Origin of the sequence: Fictibacillus nanhaiensis, from assembly GCF_042686385.1 — a bacterium.
Lineage (GTDB): Bacteria > Bacillota > Bacilli > Bacillales > Fictibacillaceae > Fictibacillus > Fictibacillus nanhaiensis.
Map to the genome: position 1 here is coordinate 2,933,912 of NZ_JBHUPF010000006.1, position 18,079 is coordinate 2,951,990.

Annotated in this window: 17 protein-coding genes and 1 other annotated feature; of the genes, 4 read left to right on the forward strand and 13 right to left on the reverse strand. The window is 40.4% G+C overall.

Annotation, left to right across the window (positions count from 1 at the left end):
- Window positions 1-88: 88 nt before the first annotated feature.
- On the forward strand, window positions 89-1,267 hold the full coding sequence (locus ACFS5O_RS18805) for an endonuclease (protein ID WP_205725594.1): 1,179 nt from the start codon (window positions 89-91) through the stop codon (window positions 1,265-1,267).
- 325 nt (window positions 1,268-1,592) lie between these two features.
- Here ACFS5O_RS18805 and mraY read toward each other — a convergent pair whose 3' ends face one another.
- The gene (gene mraY / locus ACFS5O_RS18810) at window positions 1,593-2,546 is read right to left on the reverse strand and encodes a phospho-N-acetylmuramoyl-pentapeptide-transferase (protein ID WP_205725593.1); all 954 of its coding nucleotides are present in this window, start codon (window positions 2,544-2,546) and stop codon (window positions 1,593-1,595) included.
- Window positions 2,547-2,765: 219 nt separating this feature from the next.
- On the opposite strand from mraY, the gene ACFS5O_RS18815 reads away from it, so the two are divergent.
- On the forward strand, window positions 2,766-4,430 hold the full coding sequence (locus tag ACFS5O_RS18815) for a serine hydrolase domain-containing protein (RefSeq protein ID WP_318300159.1): 1,665 nt from the start codon (window positions 2,766-2,768) through the stop codon (window positions 4,428-4,430).
- 49 nt (window positions 4,431-4,479) lie between these two features.
- On the opposite strand, the gene ACFS5O_RS18820 is transcribed toward ACFS5O_RS18815, so the two are convergent.
- The 4 genes from ACFS5O_RS18820 to ACFS5O_RS18835 form a co-directional block, all read right to left on the reverse strand.
- The gene (locus ACFS5O_RS18820) at window positions 4,480-5,175 is read right to left on the reverse strand and encodes a DUF3600 domain-containing protein (protein WP_205725592.1); all 696 of its coding nucleotides are present in this window, start codon (window positions 5,173-5,175) and stop codon (window positions 4,480-4,482) included.
- Window positions 5,175-5,750: a sigma-70 family RNA polymerase sigma factor gene (locus ACFS5O_RS18825; RefSeq protein ID WP_205725591.1), complete on the reverse strand. Its 576-nt coding sequence runs from the start codon at window positions 5,748-5,750 to the stop codon at window positions 5,175-5,177. The genes ACFS5O_RS18820 and ACFS5O_RS18825 overlap by 1 nt, the downstream gene beginning before the upstream one ends.
- A gap of 357 nt (window positions 5,751-6,107) precedes the next feature.
- Window positions 6,108-6,899 (reverse strand): formate dehydrogenase accessory sulfurtransferase FdhD, encoded by a 792-nt coding sequence (fdhD, locus tag ACFS5O_RS18830; RefSeq protein WP_205725590.1) that lies wholly within the window; start codon window positions 6,897-6,899, stop codon window positions 6,108-6,110.
- Between the two features lie 17 nt (window positions 6,900-6,916).
- Entirely contained in the window at window positions 6,917-7,261 is a 345-nt protein-coding gene (locus ACFS5O_RS18835; protein WP_066392122.1) for a Na-translocating system protein MpsC family protein, read from the reverse strand.
- 351 nt (window positions 7,262-7,612) lie between these two features.
- Here ACFS5O_RS18835 and fdhF point away from each other — a divergent pair, with 351 nt between their 5' ends.
- Window positions 7,613-10,582 carry a formate dehydrogenase subunit alpha gene (gene fdhF, locus ACFS5O_RS18840; RefSeq protein WP_379839674.1) on the forward strand — a complete coding sequence of 990 codons (2,970 nt, stop codon included), beginning with the start codon at window positions 7,613-7,615 and terminating at the stop codon, window positions 10,580-10,582.
- A gap of 15 nt (window positions 10,583-10,597) precedes the next feature.
- On the forward strand, window positions 10,598-11,077 hold the full coding sequence (locus ACFS5O_RS18845; RefSeq protein WP_205725588.1) for a helical membrane plugin domain-containing protein: 480 nt from the start codon (window positions 10,598-10,600) through the stop codon (window positions 11,075-11,077).
- 200 nt (window positions 11,078-11,277) lie between these two features.
- Here ACFS5O_RS18845 and lysS read toward each other — a convergent pair whose 3' ends face one another.
- From lysS to ACFS5O_RS18885, 8 genes are all read right to left on the reverse strand, one after another.
- Window positions 11,278-12,834: a lysine--tRNA ligase gene (gene lysS / locus ACFS5O_RS18850; RefSeq protein ID WP_205725587.1), complete on the reverse strand. Its 1,557-nt coding sequence runs from the start codon at window positions 12,832-12,834 to the stop codon at window positions 11,278-11,280.
- A 67-nt stretch (window positions 12,835-12,901) separates the two neighbouring features.
- Window positions 12,902-13,174 (reverse strand) — a binding site (T-box leader).
- Window positions 13,175-13,288: 114 nt separating this feature from the next.
- Window positions 13,289-13,615, reverse strand: coding sequence for a hypothetical protein (locus ACFS5O_RS18855; protein WP_205725586.1), 327 nt, complete (start codon window positions 13,613-13,615; stop codon window positions 13,289-13,291).
- Window positions 13,615-13,950, reverse strand: coding sequence for a hypothetical protein (locus tag ACFS5O_RS18860; protein WP_205725585.1), 336 nt, complete (start codon window positions 13,948-13,950; stop codon window positions 13,615-13,617). The genes ACFS5O_RS18855 and ACFS5O_RS18860 overlap by 1 nt, the downstream gene beginning before the upstream one ends.
- A gap of 183 nt (window positions 13,951-14,133) precedes the next feature.
- Window positions 14,134-14,322 (reverse strand): hypothetical protein, encoded by a 189-nt coding sequence (locus tag ACFS5O_RS18865; protein WP_205725584.1) that lies wholly within the window; start codon window positions 14,320-14,322, stop codon window positions 14,134-14,136.
- Window positions 14,323-14,326: 4 nt separating this feature from the next.
- The gene (locus tag ACFS5O_RS18870) at window positions 14,327-14,656 is read right to left on the reverse strand and encodes a hypothetical protein (protein WP_205725583.1); all 330 of its coding nucleotides are present in this window, start codon (window positions 14,654-14,656) and stop codon (window positions 14,327-14,329) included.
- Between the two features lie 40 nt (window positions 14,657-14,696).
- Window positions 14,697-15,257 carry a GNAT family N-acetyltransferase gene (locus ACFS5O_RS18875; RefSeq protein ID WP_205725582.1) on the reverse strand — a complete coding sequence of 187 codons (561 nt, stop codon included), beginning with the start codon at window positions 15,255-15,257 and terminating at the stop codon, window positions 14,697-14,699.
- 97 nt (window positions 15,258-15,354) lie between these two features.
- A complete protein-coding gene (locus ACFS5O_RS18880) occupies window positions 15,355-16,212 on the reverse strand; it encodes an amidohydrolase family protein (protein ID WP_205725581.1) in 858 nt (285 codons plus the stop codon).
- Window positions 16,213-16,225: 13 nt separating this feature from the next.
- A complete protein-coding gene (locus ACFS5O_RS18885; protein ID WP_205725580.1) occupies window positions 16,226-17,929 on the reverse strand; it encodes a hypothetical protein in 1,704 nt (567 codons plus the stop codon).
- Between the last annotated feature and the right edge of the window lie 150 nt (window positions 17,930-18,079).

Genomic DNA, 18,079 nt, shown 5'->3' on the forward strand with positions numbered 1-18,079 from the left:
ACCTGTTTCACCAACATTTTGAAATATGTGAAACAACTAGAAATTCAGGCTACAAGGGGTAAAAACTAAATAGATGGAGGCGTTGATGATGAAAAGGCATGAAAACAAAAAGTTTCTTTCACTTTTCTCAGTTGTTATTGCTTTAGTAGTAAGCACGTTAGCATTTATACCAGCTCTTCAAGCGGCTGGCGATGGATCGTGGTCTAGTCCTTATTCAGTTTCTCAAAGTATTTCGAATCAGAACAATTCTGTAAAAACGGTTCAAGGTTATGTAGTAGGACAACCTACCGCAACAACAACCGTGGTAACAAGCAATTATCCAAACGATTATGCACTCGCTTTAGCAGACAGTCCTACTGAAACAAACACGGCTAACATGGTGTATGTTCAGATTCCAACTTCTTACCGATCACAGTTTGGTCTAAAAACAAACCCTACTTTAAAAGGTCAGTCCATTAAAGTTACGGGAACTCTGGCGGCTTACTTTTCACATGCCGGCTTAAAAGATCCAACAGCTATGGAAAAAGCATCGGGTACAACACCAACAGATCCGCCGACAGATCCTACTGACCCACCAGCATTTGATGAATCCTATTATAATCCTGCTCAAGGAAAAACAGGAGCAGCATTAAAGACAGCTCTTCACAATATTATTGATGATCATACTGAACTCTCATATGATGCCGTATGGAACGCACTTAAAGTAACCGATCAAGATCCAAACAACAGCAACAATGTCATCCTTTTATACACGGGACGATCACAGAGCAAAACAACAAACGGTTCTGGAGTAGATAATTGGAACCGTGAGCATGTTTGGGCAAAGTCGCATGGTGATTTTGGAACCGCCATGGGTCCAGGTACGGATATCCACCACTTGCGCCCAACGGATGTGAGTGTAAACAGCTCTCGTGGAAACCTTGATTTTGATAACGGTGGCACACAGCATTCCGAAGCTCTTGGCAACTATTATGACAGCGACTCATGGGAACCACGCGATGCCGTAAAAGGGGACGTTGCCCGCATGCTGTTTTACATGGCTGTTCGTTATGAAGGGGACAGCGGTGAACCACAACTAGAATTGAACAACAACGTCAATAACGGAACGGCTCCTTATCACGGTAAAATGTCAGTGCTGCTACAGTGGCACCAACAAGATCCTGTTGATAACTGGGAACGCAACCGAAACAACATCATTTATGAACAATTCCAGCATAACCGCAACCCTTTCATTGATCACCCAGAATGGGCTGAGGAGATTTGGTAGGAAATTGACTGTGAAGGGCAGACTCCATCTTAAGAGTCTGCCCTTTGATTATTTATGTGGTGGATGAAGATGATCATTGTTTACCTCGATTTACGGTTTACGGTACGTGTTTTTATTTTTGTTACACGTTCACCGGTAAATGATGTGTTTTCACCTGAGATTCATATGGATTAACCGCTAATGTCTTTACTTTCACCTATGATGAACCTCGTTCCACCTGAAAATGCTTCGGTTTCACCTCATCGCCGTGTTCACACCGTAATCTTTTCAAAAAACAAAGTAAAACTAGCTTAAAAGGGTATTGGATTACCCTTTTTAACTAGTTTTACATGAATAACTCATAATAGATGAGACAAATGCCACACGCGGCCCACGAAACCATCGCAAAAATCGTTACGATCATATTTTCTGACCATCCATACTTAATTCCATAATGATAATGAATGGGCGTGAATCGGAACAGCTTCTTTTTGGTTCGTTTAAAATAAGCGACTTGAATGATGACTGAAAGCTGTTCTGCAAGATAGATAATGAACAGGATCGGAATTAAGATCTCCACGTTCTCAATGATGGCAAGAAAAGATAAGGTTCCTCCAATAGCAAGCGATCCCGTATCACCCATGAACGCTTTTGCCGGATACAAATTATAGATTAAGAAACCTAGAATGGTAGCAATCATGACTAAGCAAAAGACTTTTACTTCCGTATACTCAGAGATCACAAAGAAAAAGAAGTATGTAGGAATCGCAACCATGCCTAGAAGTCCGTCCATTCCATCTGTAAAATTGATAGCATTGGCTGTCCCGACAATAAACAGTGTGATCAGGATGAGGTAGATGATATAAGGAAGAACAATGTTCAATGATTCCGTCACCCTTATACTTGTATCAATATTGAAAAGATCGATGCCTACATATAAGAGAAGAATGGTGAACGCGAACTGGAATTTTAGTTTTGTTTTTCCTGATACCCCGCCAGGATCTTGTTTTGATGCTTTCCAAAAATCATCTAAAAAACCTATAAAACTAAACAATATAAACGTTGCTATTAGAAAGAGCATGATGGGACTTGTCGTGTAGTAATAAAGCGCGACGAAAATTCCTACAAAAAACACACTTCCTAACATTAAGGGTGTCCCCTTTTTTTCCTGATGATCTTGAGGAAGTTCTACTCGAATGGGTTGTGTGAGTTTTAGTTTTTTTAACGTTAGTATTAACAGAGGGGCAAATAGTACGGTTAACAAAAATGTGATAAAAGCAGGTGCTAGCTGTAACAACACGATTGTAATCTCCTCTCTTATTTGTCCACTGTAACTATTCGAGAAAAGATGAAAAGTTCCTTTAAATTGTAGGGGGTCTGACCCGGGGTCAGACCCCCTACAATTTCTCTACAATTTAACTAGTACAAAATGCTGTGGGACTTCTGAGTGATGGACACCACTACCACATATTGCTACTGTAAGTAAGTGTTAGAATATTCAGAATAAGGAGAATGACTTATGAGCGGAAAACGAGTTTTAGTTTGTACCATGCTAAGTACAGCCATGTTGTTATCCAGTTTCACTCCTGCTATTTTTGCAGAAGGTTCCTCGAATCTTAATAATCGCACACATCACGGCGACTGGAACCAGCCCTCTAAATCATCACCTGTTCTCCATCAGGGAACACCTGAAAGTGCCTCACTAAAAAGAGAATCGCTCGAGCAAATCGGTCCGTTTATTGAAAGCGAAATCGAGAAACGAACCATGCCAGGCGCTGTCGTTCTCATCGCTAGAAGTGGAAGCATCGCAAAACATGATGCATATGGCTACTCCGCTCGCTACATAGACGATCAGTTCACAGAGATGGATGATCCTGTTGAGATGAGAAAAGAAACCATTTTTGACATTGCCTCGATCTCTAAACTCTTCACCACAACAGCTGCAATGAAGCTATACGAACAAGGAAAGTTCAATCTAGATGATCCTGTCGGAAAATATATTCCAGAGTTCAATGAAAACGGAAAAGAGAGCGTAACCATCCGGCAGATCATGACGCATACTTCCGGGTTTACTGCATGGATTCCTCTTTACAGTATGGGAGCAAATCGCGAGGATCGACTTCAAATTGCTTTAAAGTATGGGTTAAAAAATAAACCTGGAACAACGTATACATACAGTGACTTAAATTTAATTACACTTGGTGTTTTAGTTGAAAGATTGTCAGGTCAACGTCTCGATGACTATGTAAAAAAGAACATCACTGAACCGCTCGGAATGAAAGATACGATGTACAACCCTTCGGCAGAACTTCGGAACCGAATTGCTGCCACAGAATATCAGCCAACAATCGGCCGCGGCATGGTTTGGGGCAGTGTGCATGACGAGAATGCGTGGAGTTTAGATGGTGTAGCAGGACATGCGGGTGTCTTTTCCACCGCTAAAGACCTCGCCATTTTCGGCCATATGATTTTACAGAATGGTAAGTATGGTAAAACACAGATTCTTCAGCCAGAAACGGTTTCCTTATTAACGGAAAACCAGCTGCCTCAGTTTCCATCAAACTCACACGGACTAGGCTGGGAGTTGAATCAAGGTTGGTACATGGATGCTCTCAGTAATGAAGAAACACTTGGACACACTGGATACACCGGGACCTCCATGGTTGTTTCTCCTAAGAATAAAACGATTGTACTTACCTTAACGAATCGCGTCCATCCGTCTCGAGCGACGGTCTCCATGAATCCGATACGACGCAAAATCGCACAACTAACAGCTGATGCGATATCTGTTCCTCTTGATCACAGAGATAAAGCCTGGTTTGCAGGATATGGCGATAACCTGAAAAAAGGATTAACGTTTGAAGTCGGTGAAAATCAAGATACTCTTCATTTTAACCAATGGTTTAGTATTGAAGATGGAAGTGACAAAGGTACCATTCAAGTTTCAAGTGATAATGAAACGTGGACAACCATACCAAACACATATAGCGGAAAAAAAGAAACTTGGGATCATGAGAAATTAAAACTTCCTGAAGGATCAAAATTTGTTCGCTTTCTCTATGAAACCGATGGTTCTGTAAACGGTAGAGGGTGGTATGTAGATGATGTATATGGAAGTGATGAGCGAGGAAAGAAAAAACGATTAGCCGTTGTTCAAAACAATTGGATAGAACGCGGTTGGTAAAACAAGAAAGCAGTTTCGCTATAATCAGCGGAACTGCTTTTTTCTAAATTTATTGTTGTTGCTCTTCTTGCAGTTGATATACACTATGAATGAAGTTCTGAGTGAGTTTAAATTGCTCTTGATATTCAACAGGTAATTTTTCGATCTCTACGGGTCCTTTACTCGTATCAATTTCTGCTTTTGCTAGAATGGTTTCGTATGTCATGAGCGCATCAATAAATAATTTGTATTCATAGGATGAAAGCAATTCCTTGCTCGGAACATCACCGTTCAATTTATCAAAATAAGGTTGAAGTACAAAAGAATTTACTCTTATCTTTTCTTTTTCTTCTTTAGGCATCAGGTCATAATTAATATTACCAAATGGATCACCATACTTGAGTTTTGCATCTGTCAGTACATTTAATGCTTCTCGAAACTTCTCATACTCTTCCTTCCCCATTTCTCCTTTTGCTTCTGAAAGCTTTGCATCAAAAGTCATGTAACCCTCTAACGTAGCTGAAGCCACATGTTTTTTCACGTTAGCAAAAGAACCGTATAAACCGTCTGCTAACAACGATTGATACGCAAATGCACTCGTTGGAATGATAAACAACGCAACAAGGAAGGCAGCAACATATCTTTTCATGCCCCTATTTCTTTTTTGTGTAAACTGACTCATAACCTTATTTTTTAACTCAGGTGGTGGACAAACATTCCTAGCCTCTTCATTCAGTGCGGTTTTTAACTCATTCACATGTGCCATTAAACATTCTCCACCTTTCTTAAAAAAATGTTTCCTAACTCTTCTTGTTTACGCAGCTTCTTGAGTGCTGTATGAACTCTAGACTTAACTGTTCCAACTGGAATTTTTAAAATAGACGCTACCTCTTCTTGGGAATGCTCATTAAGATAGCGCAAGATTATGACTTGTCTCAATTTAAAAGGAAGTTGTTCTACTAGCTGAACAAGTTGTTTATTTACAAGGTCATCAACGACTTGTGGAGAAAAATCATCTTCAACCTCAGAAGGTTGTTTAGATATCTTTTGATAGTTTCTAAAACTGATCCACCGCCTTCTTCTATAAGCAGAAATTTGTTTGATCGCAATCCCTTTTAACCATGGCCGAAATGGTTTGTCGGTGTTGAAACGGTGTAAGTTTCTTAGTACTTCTATATAAATTTCTTGAACGACATCATCAACATCTGATTTATCGTCTAGTAAAAAATGAACCGTTTGATAAACATCTTTCACTGTATTTTCATACAGTTCTCCATAAGCATGTTTACTTCCCGATCGCGTACGTCGTATAAGTTCTTCAAACTCTGTTTTTGTATCCACTCTCACCTCTCCTTTACCTTTCACTATCTATTGGTAAGAACATTCCATTTCGTTCATTTTTTCTCAAAATAAAAAGTAGTTCCGCAATAGGACAGAACTACTTCGTCAGTTTTTCTTTAATTATCATGTTAATAGAAAGCTATTTTCTAACAGATTGTTGCTTTTTACTCCTTGTCATCTTTGTCAGTTGATTGGAGTGGAAGGTGCGAGACTCCTACGGGGCAGGTGAGACACATAAGAGTGAAACGTACGAATGTGGCTCACCGCCTGCCCCGTGGAAAGCGAGCAAGCCTGGAACGGAAATCAACACTTCCAAAAGCAACAAAGTTTACGAAAACAGCCTGTTAACTCTTAGACTCATACAACAATCCGCTCAGGGCGTGTATACACATTCATAGAATCTCCGCGTACAAATCCAACTGTAGTGATTCCGAGTTCTTCGGCTGATTGCAAAGCAAATTCTGTTGGTGCTGATTTTGAGAGGACGATCTCACAGCCGATCTTGGCCACTTTTAACAAGATCTCAGAAGAAATCCTCCCACTAAACACGAGAATCTTATCCCCTATGAAAATATCATTTTTCAAGCAATATCCGTAGATTTTATCAAGGGCATTGTGACGACCTATGTCCATCCGGCTCAGCACAATTCCGTTCACATCACAAAGTGCTGCGTTATGCACACCGCCTGTTTCTTGGAAAACCCCTGCCCCCTTCTGCATCTCTCGCATCAATCGAAAGCAATCTTCAGACGTAACTCTCACCCTGACTTCATTCATCGTTTTTGCTGTTCGTGCATCATTCGCAAAAACAAAGCCTTGTCTGCTCATGCCACAGCATGATGTTATGTATCTTTTATTCTGCAGATTTTGATAGACCGGGTTCAAGCGATCAGTTGTCACATGCACAAAGCTACCGTCTTCTTGCACCCATAGGTCTTTAATATCTTTATAGTTTCGGATGATTCCTTCAGAGGCGAGATAACCTACGACCATATCCTCAATGTATTCAGGGCTGCATACCATCGTAACAAATTCTTCTCCATTGATTTTAATTGTTACAGGAAGCTCGGTTACAATAGTGTCTTCTTTGTTCACTGCAAGTCCGTTCTTAATCTGCAGAATGCTGCGCTTGGTCACAATCGGTTTCATAGACAATCACCCCTTCGCTACGCGATCGGTTTATCAAAAACAAATACAGACACTGCCATGTCTTCATCCACTTTGAAATCTGAGAACAGATGAACGAATTTTGCACCAGTCACATCTTCTAACCCCTCTGGTGGAGCTGTTGCGTATACATCCTGAATCAGACGCGTCCTTGCAGCATGCACCATCTCCTTGCCTTCAGCCGTTCGGGCGATGAACTTTTCAGTTGGTGTTAAATTTCCGTACATGGTTGAAATCGCCATGTTTTCCACAAAGACCGTATGTATTTTTTCAGGTCCTTTTCCTAATAAGTTCTTACGGAGTTTACGAATAATATCATTAAAGTCATGCACTTTCTTCGTCATTCGAACATCACCACTATTTCTCCATTTTTTACTAATCATACATGATGTACTTACTTTTCGCACGTGATAAAAATGAAAAGCTAGAATACAAGTCTTGTTGTTTCTTTAAACTGTAAACGCTATAATAAAAGAGAAAAGTTGGTAGAGAAAATCGTTCACACTGTTTTTTCCTCCATCTTGTAAATTACATAATGATCTATCTTTTAGTAACAATAAAAGAGATTTAATGCTGGATTGGCCTAATGGTATGACCTGCTATTACACTATTCCACCATGAATTCACATTTTCTGTACGTCTATAGAATTTGTGCTTTCGTGGTGGATTTTTTTGTACAATCAGTCATTTTTACGATGATTAAGTATCAACAGAAAGGAAGAATAGAAATGGATAAGTTGATTCAAATCTCAATTGACGGAAATAAATACGAAGCTCCTTCTGGCACTTCCATTCTCGACATTATAAATAAAAACGATCTTTCTCACCCCCAGATTTGTTATACACCACAAGTCGATCCGATCGAAACATGTGATACCTGTATCGTGGAGGTAGATGGCAAGCTGATGCGTTCGTGCTCAACAATGGCACTCGACGGTATGACAATTGAACGTTCTTCTTCGAGAGCAAAGGATGCGCAGAATGAGGCGATGGACCGCTTGCTCGAGAACCATCTTCTCTATTGCACGGTTTGTGATAACAACAACGGCAACTGTAAGCTGCATAACACAGCAGAACTGATGGAAATCGAACATCAAGCGGTTCCTTATTCACCGAAAGAAGAACTGGTGGACCTTGATATGTCTCACCCGTTTTACCGATATGATGCCAATCAATGTATCACGTGCGGTCAGTGTGTAGAGGTGTGTCAAAACTTACAGGTAAACGAAACACTATCCATAGACTGGGAACGCGAACGCCCGCGCGTAATATGGGATGCTGGATCAAGTATCGACGATTCTTCGTGTGTCAGCTGCGGACAATGTGTAACCGTGTGTCCGTGTAACGCTCTTATGGAAAAATCAATGCTTGGCGAAGCGGGTTTTATGACAGGATTGAAAGAAGATCTACTTGAGCCGATGGTCGAACTTGTAAAAGAAGTTGAGCCTGGATATAGTGGTATTTTCGCAATTTCTGAAGTGGAAGCCGCTATGCGCGAAACACGTACGAAAAAGACAAAAACGGTTTGTACGTTCTGTGGAGTCGGCTGTTCGTTTGAAGTATGGACGAAAGGCAGAAAGATTTTAAAAGTAGAACCGAGTGAAGGTCCTGTGAACGCGATCTCCACGTGCGTTAAAGGAAAGTTCGGCTGGGATTTCGTAAATAGCGAAGAACGCCTCACTACACCACTTATTCGTAAAGACGGTGTTTTTGTAGAATCCACTTGGGACGAAGCACTTTCAGTAATAGCTGATAAGATGAGCGCGATAAAAGAAAAACACGGCAGCAACGCGCTTGGCTTTGTTTCATCATCTAAAATAACAAATGAAGAAAACTATTTGATGCAAAAATTCGCGCGACAGATCATCGGAACGAACAATGTTGACAACTGCTCTCGCTATTGTCAGTCTCCTGCAACCGACGGATTGTTCCGTACGGTTGGTATGGGTGGTGACGCAGGAACGATTCAGGATATTGCGCAAGCTGGTCTTGTCATCGTCGTTGGTGCCAATCCGACAGAAGGACATCCCGTTCTTGCCACTCGTGTGAAGCGTGCGCATAAACTGCACGGACAAAAATTAATCGTAGCGGACCTTCGTAAACATGAACTCGCTGAACGCTCAGATATTTTCATGAGTCCTAAGCAAGGTACAGACCAAGTTTGGCTCATGGCGGTGACCAAGTACATGATTGATCAAGGCTGGCACGATCAGAAATTTATTGAAGAGAATGTTCATTACTTAGACGAGTTTAAAGAAGTACTTGAAAAATATACGCTTGATTATGCAGAAGAAATTACGGGTCTTTCACAAGAAACGATCATTGATGTGGCGAAAATGATTCGTGACGCTGACGGCACTTGCGTTCTTTGGGGGATGGGTGTAACGCAAAACACAGGTGGAAGTGACACTTCTGCTGCCATCTCGAATTTGCTGCTTGCAACCGGCAACTATCGTCGTCCAGGTGCTGGTGCTTACCCGCTTCGTGGCCACAACAATGTTCAAGGTGCTTGCGATATGGGTACATTACCAGCTTGGCTTCCAGGGTATCAGCATATTACAGATGACCTCGCTCGAGCGAAGTTTGAAAAAGCATATGGCGTAACAATTGATAGCAAACCTGGTAAAGACAACATCCAGATGGTCGAAGGCATCGGAACGGGCGAGATCAAATCCATGTATTTAGTCGGTGAAGACATGGCGCTCGTTGATTCAAACTCCAACCATGTTCATGAGATGCTCAGTCAGCTTGAATTCTTTGTCGTTCAAGATATCTTCTTAACGAAAACTGCACAATACGCAGATGTCGTTTTACCTGCAGCTCCTTCTCTAGAAAAAGAAGGAACATTTACGAATACGGAACGCCGTGTGCAGCGTTTGTATCAAGCATTACCTACAACAGGAGGATCTCGTCCTGACTGGGAAATCATTCAAGCGATCGCCATTAGATTGGGTGCTGATTGGAACTACAGTCATCCGAGTGAAATCTTTGAAGAGATGGCGGGTCTCTCTCCTCTTTTTGGCGAAGCAAACTATGATGTGTTAGAAGGCTGGGGGAGTTTCCTGTGGGGTGATTTTAGCGGTAAAAGCACACCACTTCTTTACACAGAAGGCTTTAATTTCCCTGATAAAAAAGCACGCTTTGCCTTATCAGACTGGATGCATCCGGCAGAGTTTCCAGAAGAGTTCGACCTTCATATCAACAACGGACGCATGCTCGAGCATTTTCATGAAGGCAATCTGACGAATAAATCGAAAGGCATTCAGCATAAAGTGCCTGATGTTTTTGTTGAAGTATCACCTAGTCTTGCAGAAGAACGCGGTGTTATCGATGGATCTGTTGTACGCTTGATCTCGCCGTTTGGTGCCGTAAAGTTGAATGCACTCGTTACAGACCGTGTGAAAAACAACGAGCTGTACCTTCCGATGAACTCCGTGAACAACGAGACTGCGATCAACTTTTTAACCGGTCCAGCTGTCGATCATCGTACACATACACCAGCTTATAAACAGACGAAAGTACGAATGGAAATCATCAGCCGTGAAGGTGAAGTGAAGCTACCTGGCAACAACCCAAGAAATAAAAAACGCTTTCCGCAAAACGGTGTTGAAGTACAGCGTAAATGGAACCGTCCGGGTTATGTTCACTTGACGGATGAAGTGTAAGGGGGCGGAATTCATATGGCACAACCAACTACGGTTATCAAAAAGAACACAAAAACCGAAGAGGTAATTCAGCAAGAGAAGCTGGTTGAATTGCAAAGAGCATTAGCTGAGAAAGATGCTGCGCTCACAAAGGCGCTCGATTTTATTGGTGAGCTAGACAAAATCGGCGCATTGGAAGCAGCAAACTCCATGCTCGTCGCAAAAGATAAGATCGCAAGCATCGCACTCGGTCAAGCAACCCGCGAACCTGTTACGAACATGATCAACAACTTGATGGGTGCAGCTGGCGTTCTGACGAAAATGGATCCAGAAGTAACGGCGAAGCTGCTCGATAGTGTTGTTACAGGCTTGAAGCAAGGGGAAGAGTTTGTGGAGAGTGATAAGAAGGTTGGCGCGTTCGATCTTGTGAAGTCGCTGAAGGACCCTGATATTAATCGAGCGATTGGCTTTGGCCTTCACTTTTTGAAGGGTATGGGTCAGGAATTGAAGAAATGATGATAAGGTGAGGTGACGCTTTAGTGGCGTCACCTTTTTATATAATCTACTAAAATAACTTGCCGTTGAGTTTGGACAGATTATTGTGTAGTTTGGACAGATTATTATGGAGATTGGACAGATTACTCAACGAATCGGACAGATTATTGCTAAGATTGGATAGATAGTCCTCAAGATCGGACAAATTATCATGTCAAACCCTATACTGGATAGTCCAATAAAGCAATTAACCGCTCTCTGCCAACAGAATGTATGAGTAATGGTATGCGAGGACCACTGTTGCTGTTCAAAACCAGTTGATATATCATGCTAAATAATCTTTTTTGGTTACTTTTCTTTAGTTTGGGATCATCTACATGACATATATCGTAAACGCTTCTCATCAGCTCTTCATCACTCTGAAGATCGGCCTCAGACCTTAATAACTGCACAAAACCCTCAATCCATTTTTTCTCCAGATTCTGAAGTATCCCGAAATGTTCTCGATTTTTTTCTTCATTAACCTTAAGCACTTTCTCTGAACAGCAATTTTTCAACCAATATTCAGCTCTCTCACAAACTCCAGCTATCTCTTTCAGCGTATACGCCTCCCCTGTTCTCTCCAATACTTCTCGAACGAGTGAGACCTCAAAATTCACAAGCGGCAATATACTCGCCACATGGCTGAATTTAGGTTCACGTCTTATCCCTGAATGTACTGAAGAAAGTTTCAAAGCTGCTGAAATCTCTTCTTTTAATCGACCTTTGTCTGCAAGGCTAAACCTTTCATACTCTGTATAGTTTCTGATCACATCATCATCTAACCCGATATGAAAAGGCGCATTCGGCTGATATTTTGCAAACATGAAAAGGATTACTTCTGGAGTATAGATCTTCAACAACTCTCCGGGTGTAATATTGTTTCCGGAAGAACTCGACATCTTCTCACCAGATCCTTTAATACTGATAAAATCATACGGTTCATACTCTGGTGCTTGAAAGTTATAGATGCGCGACGAAATCTCCTTGGAAACATTAAAGCTTCCCGTCGCAGAAGAATGGTCTCTTCCACCTGGTTCGAACACCACATCTTCTGCCTTCCATCTCATCGGCCAATCCACTTTCCAATTCAATTTAATGTTTGTTGCTAGTGCTACCTCGATAGAGTTTGAATGACCACATGAACAAGTGTAGCTTAATCTTTCATCTTGAAATCTGTGAATGTGTACTGAATCTTTCCTGCAAACTTCACAATACACATTAACTGGATAAAATCTCTCTTGCTCTTCTATACTGTGTTCACTAGATTTAAAATTCATTAAGATATCATAGATCTGTTTGCGGTTTTGAAGAGCATGAACGATCTGAGATTGATACCTTCTTGCCCCATACTCCTTGCTTTGATAGATGAAATCAGGAACAATCCTGAACTCTCTCAATGACTGTTCAAACTCTTTTTCAAAGTGCTCAGCGTAAGACCTGTGGCACCCAAACGGACATGTAATCTCTGAGTATGGCATTCCAATGTATTGCTCAAAAGTAGGATCCACATTTTTAGGGACCTTACGAAAACGATCAAAATCATCCCATGAAAAGATAAAACGCGTTTTCTTCCCTAGCTGTTGCAATGCCCTTACAACAAAGTATGTGGTAACCACCTCTCGAAAATTTCCGATATGAACCGAGCCCGATGGACTGATGCCTGACGCACAAACATACGTCTCACGATCTGGGTGTTTTCTGATTAATTCTTCTGCTATACGAAATGCCCAATGCATGTTTAAATCACTCCTCATTTTTTATAAAAGAAAAATAAAAAAAGCCCTCACCCCCAAGATTATTCATCTTGAGGACGAGAGCTTATTAGCATTCGCGGTACCACCTCAGTTTGTTAACATGTCACCATATCAACCTCTTCAGGTACGACAATGAAAAAGAATCACTTGCGTATACCCTATCTCTATAACGGGAGATCCCGTTGTAGTATCAGCAAAGATATCTTTGCATCCGTACAAAGCTCAGAGTCTTTTTTCGTTAAGGTATTATTGCTCTTTCCCACCACCCAAGAGCTCTCTGGAAATAATGTTACTTAACTACTTTTCTCTTCATAGCCATAAATTGTTAAATTTTTATTAGTATAATCAGTATTGTGGAAGTTGTCAAAGCATTTTGAGATATAAAAAAATAACAACCCCAAATCTTGTTTGATTGGAGGTTGTTATAATCCATTCTTTAATGTTTCTCAATGAACCTTAAAACATAATCACATAATTCATAAAAGATTATTCCTGCAATTGTATAAAGAAAAGCATATCCTAAAAGATAAATTCTTTTTACAAACCAATTATGATGATTGACTCTCTTCCCTGACCAATAAGCGATGCCCATTAAAAGAGCCGAGAGCACATTGACTGTTTTAGTAAAAAAGGTATCTGCCTTCCTAAACGTGCCCCATTCGTACCAATCAATCATCGTGTTTCCTGCTAAAAATATGGCTAAAAAGTAAGCTCCTTGCGTTCCTAGTATCGCCATCAAACCAATTCTTACTAGTTCGGTCATTACAGAAAAACATTCCTCTCGAGGTAAATGAGAACAGAATTTATCAGTTTAAAGGCAATCATTGCAAGGATAATATAAAGAAATAAATAACCGCCTAGTAGCACTGGTCTCAGAAACCACTTTCGCTTTTTTACTTTTAAACCTGCCCAATAAGCGACACCAAATACGAGTGCCGTTAAGAAATTCACGGTTTTTTCAAAAATATTACTCGGATCCGGGAAAGTTCCCCATTCGTACCAATCCATCATCACTTGATATAAAACTATTAACGAAAAAAAATAGGCAGCTTGTGATGCTAAAATACCTGCTAGGCCAATTCGTATTAATTCTATCATCCGTAACCTCATTTAAGTATACTCTTAAAACGACAATTAAAATTCCTTAAATTCTATTAACCTAAAAAAATAATCAACAGTTTGATAAAAAGTAACTGAAGCTAAAATAAACAAAATTGCATATCCTAAAAGATATACTCTTTTTACAAACCAATTATGATGATCTACCCTTTTCCCAGCCCATTAGGCAATACCAATAAAACCAGCTGTGAAACCATTAATGACGCTGACCAAAATATTCTTGTTTGGGTTTGGTAGTATGCTCCATTCATACCATTCAATCATGGTATGACCAGCTAAGAAGATAGCTAGAAAATATCCACCTTGAGTAGTTAAAACAAATATCATTGTTAATCTAATTAATTCAGTCATTAAATCAAATATTCATTTCAATATAAGTAAGGATTGCATTTAATAACTTATAAGTAATGATAGCAAGGATTGTATAAACAATTAAATAACCTATTAGATGCAACGGCCTGAAATACCACTTTTGCTTTTTTACTTTTAGACCCGCCCAATAAGCTAAGCCGAATACAAGTGCTGTTAAAAAGTTGACTGTTTTCTCAAAAACATTAGTTGGATTAGGGAAAGTACTCCATTCATACCAATGCATCATCGTACCATATAAAAAAATAAGCAAAATAAAGTATGATGCTTGTGAACCTAGTATTGTTAAAATTCCTATTCTAATTAACTCTGTCATGAATACCCCTAATTAATTCAATATTAAAATGCCATTTCATTCAACTTTCTTTATTATAAAACTCCTCCCTCAAAATCCCCAGAACAATAGTGTCATAATACTTCCCATCAATATAAGCATCATTTCTGAGACGACCTTCAATCACAAAACCGCACTTCTCATAGGCGCGTATCGCGCGTACATTACCACTCCATGTATCCAGTTGGACACGCTTTAAATTCATTGTATGAAATAGATAATGAAGTAAGGCTCTTAACGCATCTGTTCCATATCCTTTACCCCAAAGTTCCTTCTCACCAATCCCGATTCCTACTACACATCGTCGTGAGATTATATCTAGGCTTCGGTATCCGATCGAACCAATATGACGGGCGTCTTCCCCTCTTGTATAGATCGAGAACTCTCCTACTTCACGTTTATCAATGGTACGAATATCCTTTTCATAGCTTGCCTCGATCTGTTCCAGTGGCACATGACTATATCGATAATAACCAGAACCTGCATCAAATGTAGCGGTTTCTTTATCATTTCGCCAGTGGTAGGTTCGCTTATGATCTTCAAGTGAAACGGGTCGTAACTCTACTTTTTTTCCGGATATCATAGTGGTGATCCCTTCTTTCAGCTCGTAATCTAGTAAAATACTTCATATAAAAACCGCAGATTCGTACCATTGGCATCACCCCTCTCACAACTGTATATTATTTTAAAAACGCCTTAATCTTCGGGAAAATCTTTACCGCCGTGTTATAAAAAACCTCTTCATGATATTTTTCAGGAATGATCTCTTTTATAAAGTCAATATAAGGCTGCACTGGCACAAGTGGCCAGTCTGTTCCGAACAAGAACTTTTCATAGTTGTCTGTGAACGTTAAAGCATGGCGCAAGTGATTAAAGAATCGTGGTGAATCTTTGTATCTTGTAATATCTTCTCTTGTTCCAACCACTAGCCCCGACAGATCGGCATACATATTACGATTCTTGTAAACAACTTCTGCTCCGTCTAACGTCCATGGATCGCCGAAATGCGCCATCATGAAATTTACGTCACGGTGCATAACTGCTACTTCGTCTAGCGTAAGGGGATGTGAGTACTTCAACAAACCACGCTCTGAATAGGTATCACCTGTGTGAAAAACGACAGGCAAACCGTATTTAGCTGCTAGTTTATAAACTGGCTGATACACCTCATCATACGCATAGTATGGGTAATAACCGAGGTAGATCTTAATACCAACAACTTCAGGCCGCTGCACCGTTTCTTCAAGCTGTATCCTTTCACTCTCACCTAAGTAATACGGGTTGATGCCTGCACAATACACGACGTTTTCAGGGATTTGCTTATCCAGATCGATACCCATTGGAGTTGGGGCTAGAGGGTCTGGAAAACCCTCTACCTCTTTTTCTGTTAACCCCATCGCGATGCCAAGCACTACGCCAGATTCTCGATACTCTTTGATGATTCCTTCATACGAATAGTCAAGTTTAGAAAGGTTCTGTGCCGTATGTTTAAAACTTTCAATGTTTGAAAAATGCATGTGTGCATCAATAATTTTCATGAGTTCGCCCTTTCTAGTTGAATTTAATTTTCTTCAGATCTTCTAATGCTGTATCTGGAATCACTTTATCATTGAACACATAAAACACAGGTGACGTGTATTGCTTAGCACCGTGCGCAAGGCTCACCTTTTCTGAGTACCCAAGTTCAATGACTTCTAAATTGATATAAGAAGCAACTTGTGTAGCGTTTTGGTCCGCTACAATTTGAAGCAGGTTCTCATGATCATCAGATCCGTAAATCACGCTGCGTTCTACTGTCATATCCTGCTCACCTTTCGCACCCGAAACCATGGTCCACTCCCCATTTTCAGCTTGAAAGCTTCCCCAGCTCCTAGCAGGCTCTGGTCCTGGATTTAGGAAACATCCTGTGTAAAAGTTCTTACCATCCAAGTAACTCTCCATGTTCTGGACAATTTCCGTTGTATGACAGAGTACTGGTACTCCTGGCAGCATCAAGAAGTATTTGTGAATTTGAATACCTTTAAACGTCTCGTGTTTTTTATAATGGGTAGTTATTTTAAGACCTTTCCACTCATTCCCCTTGTTATCTTTCTTCTCTACAAATTCAACAGTGCTTTCTTCTTTTAGTAAGGAATGAAGACTCATGCCTTGCAGGAGGCCTGCGATACCGCCGAACCAAGGATTCCACCACGATTTTGGTGTAGGTTTTGGAAACGGTGAATCCATCCACTCTTGGTCTCTGTATTGAAGAGAGAACAATGATGGTGCGAACTGTGCTGAAGCAAAAATCTTCATTTCTCCATTATCTACGGAGTACACTTCGAGACCTTCTTTTATCGACTTTTCCAACCGAACAGGTTGATCCTTCACTACAAAAGCGGCTGATTGCCGTGTAACATGAACAGCACCTAAATTCATTTTAGAAGTTAAGACAAGTATCCCTTTATTATCAGGTATTTCAATATCAAATTCGGCCTGTGTTAGCTCTTCATCTGAAGCGAATAGGTGACTCTGCAGAATCTCATCATCTAACTTCATTTCAATAAACCCGTTCAAAAACGAAGACTTATAATCTCTTACAACAGCTTTGCACTCACCATTATCAATAAAAGGATTTCCACCGTTAACCGATACGTTCATGTGATTGGTCAAACTAGCTGGCTTATCATTTTTTTGCGTCGCAAATTCTCTGAAAGATTGCCAATCACGGAAAGCACCAATTGTCATGGTGATTGGTTCTGTAGCAACGGTTTCTTGAGGAGCTAACCTCCCTAACTTATTCTCAAAATACATGAACCAACTGGAGAAATTCACCTTCCCTTCTCTGGGCCATGAAATACCTCTAGGGTTATTATTTCCACGAAGAAAAAGCCAGTTTTCCGTAAGTTTACTAGGATTCCAATAAGATAAGCCAGATCCCATCGAATCATTTAGTTCAACGTATTTTCCCTCGTAAGGCAATACACCTTTATCTAACATAGGACACATAATTGGCGTATTCAGCCATACTTCAGCGGCAGTTTCTACATCGCTTATATTTGTGACTTCATCGTACCTTTCTACTAGACCTTCACCGTACAATCTCACAACAGTTGCAAGCTGTAATTCTGGAAAAGCCTGTGATTGAAAAGTTGCTCTTAATCCTGCGTAACCATCTTCTTGCAACGGTTCAATTTTCTCAGGACGAAGTCGCGTTATCTCTTCTGAGAAAGGTTTACCGAGCTGTGGCACCATGAAAGCCAATTTGTAATCCACATCACCTTTAACAGGTGCGATCCAGTTGTTGAACTTATCTAGTTTTATTGTATATTGTCCGTTGCATACGTAATAAAAATCATCACATTCTCCAGCGAATTTAGCTCCAATTCCCTGTAATGCTACACCTAGCTTTTTCGTAAAAGTAAC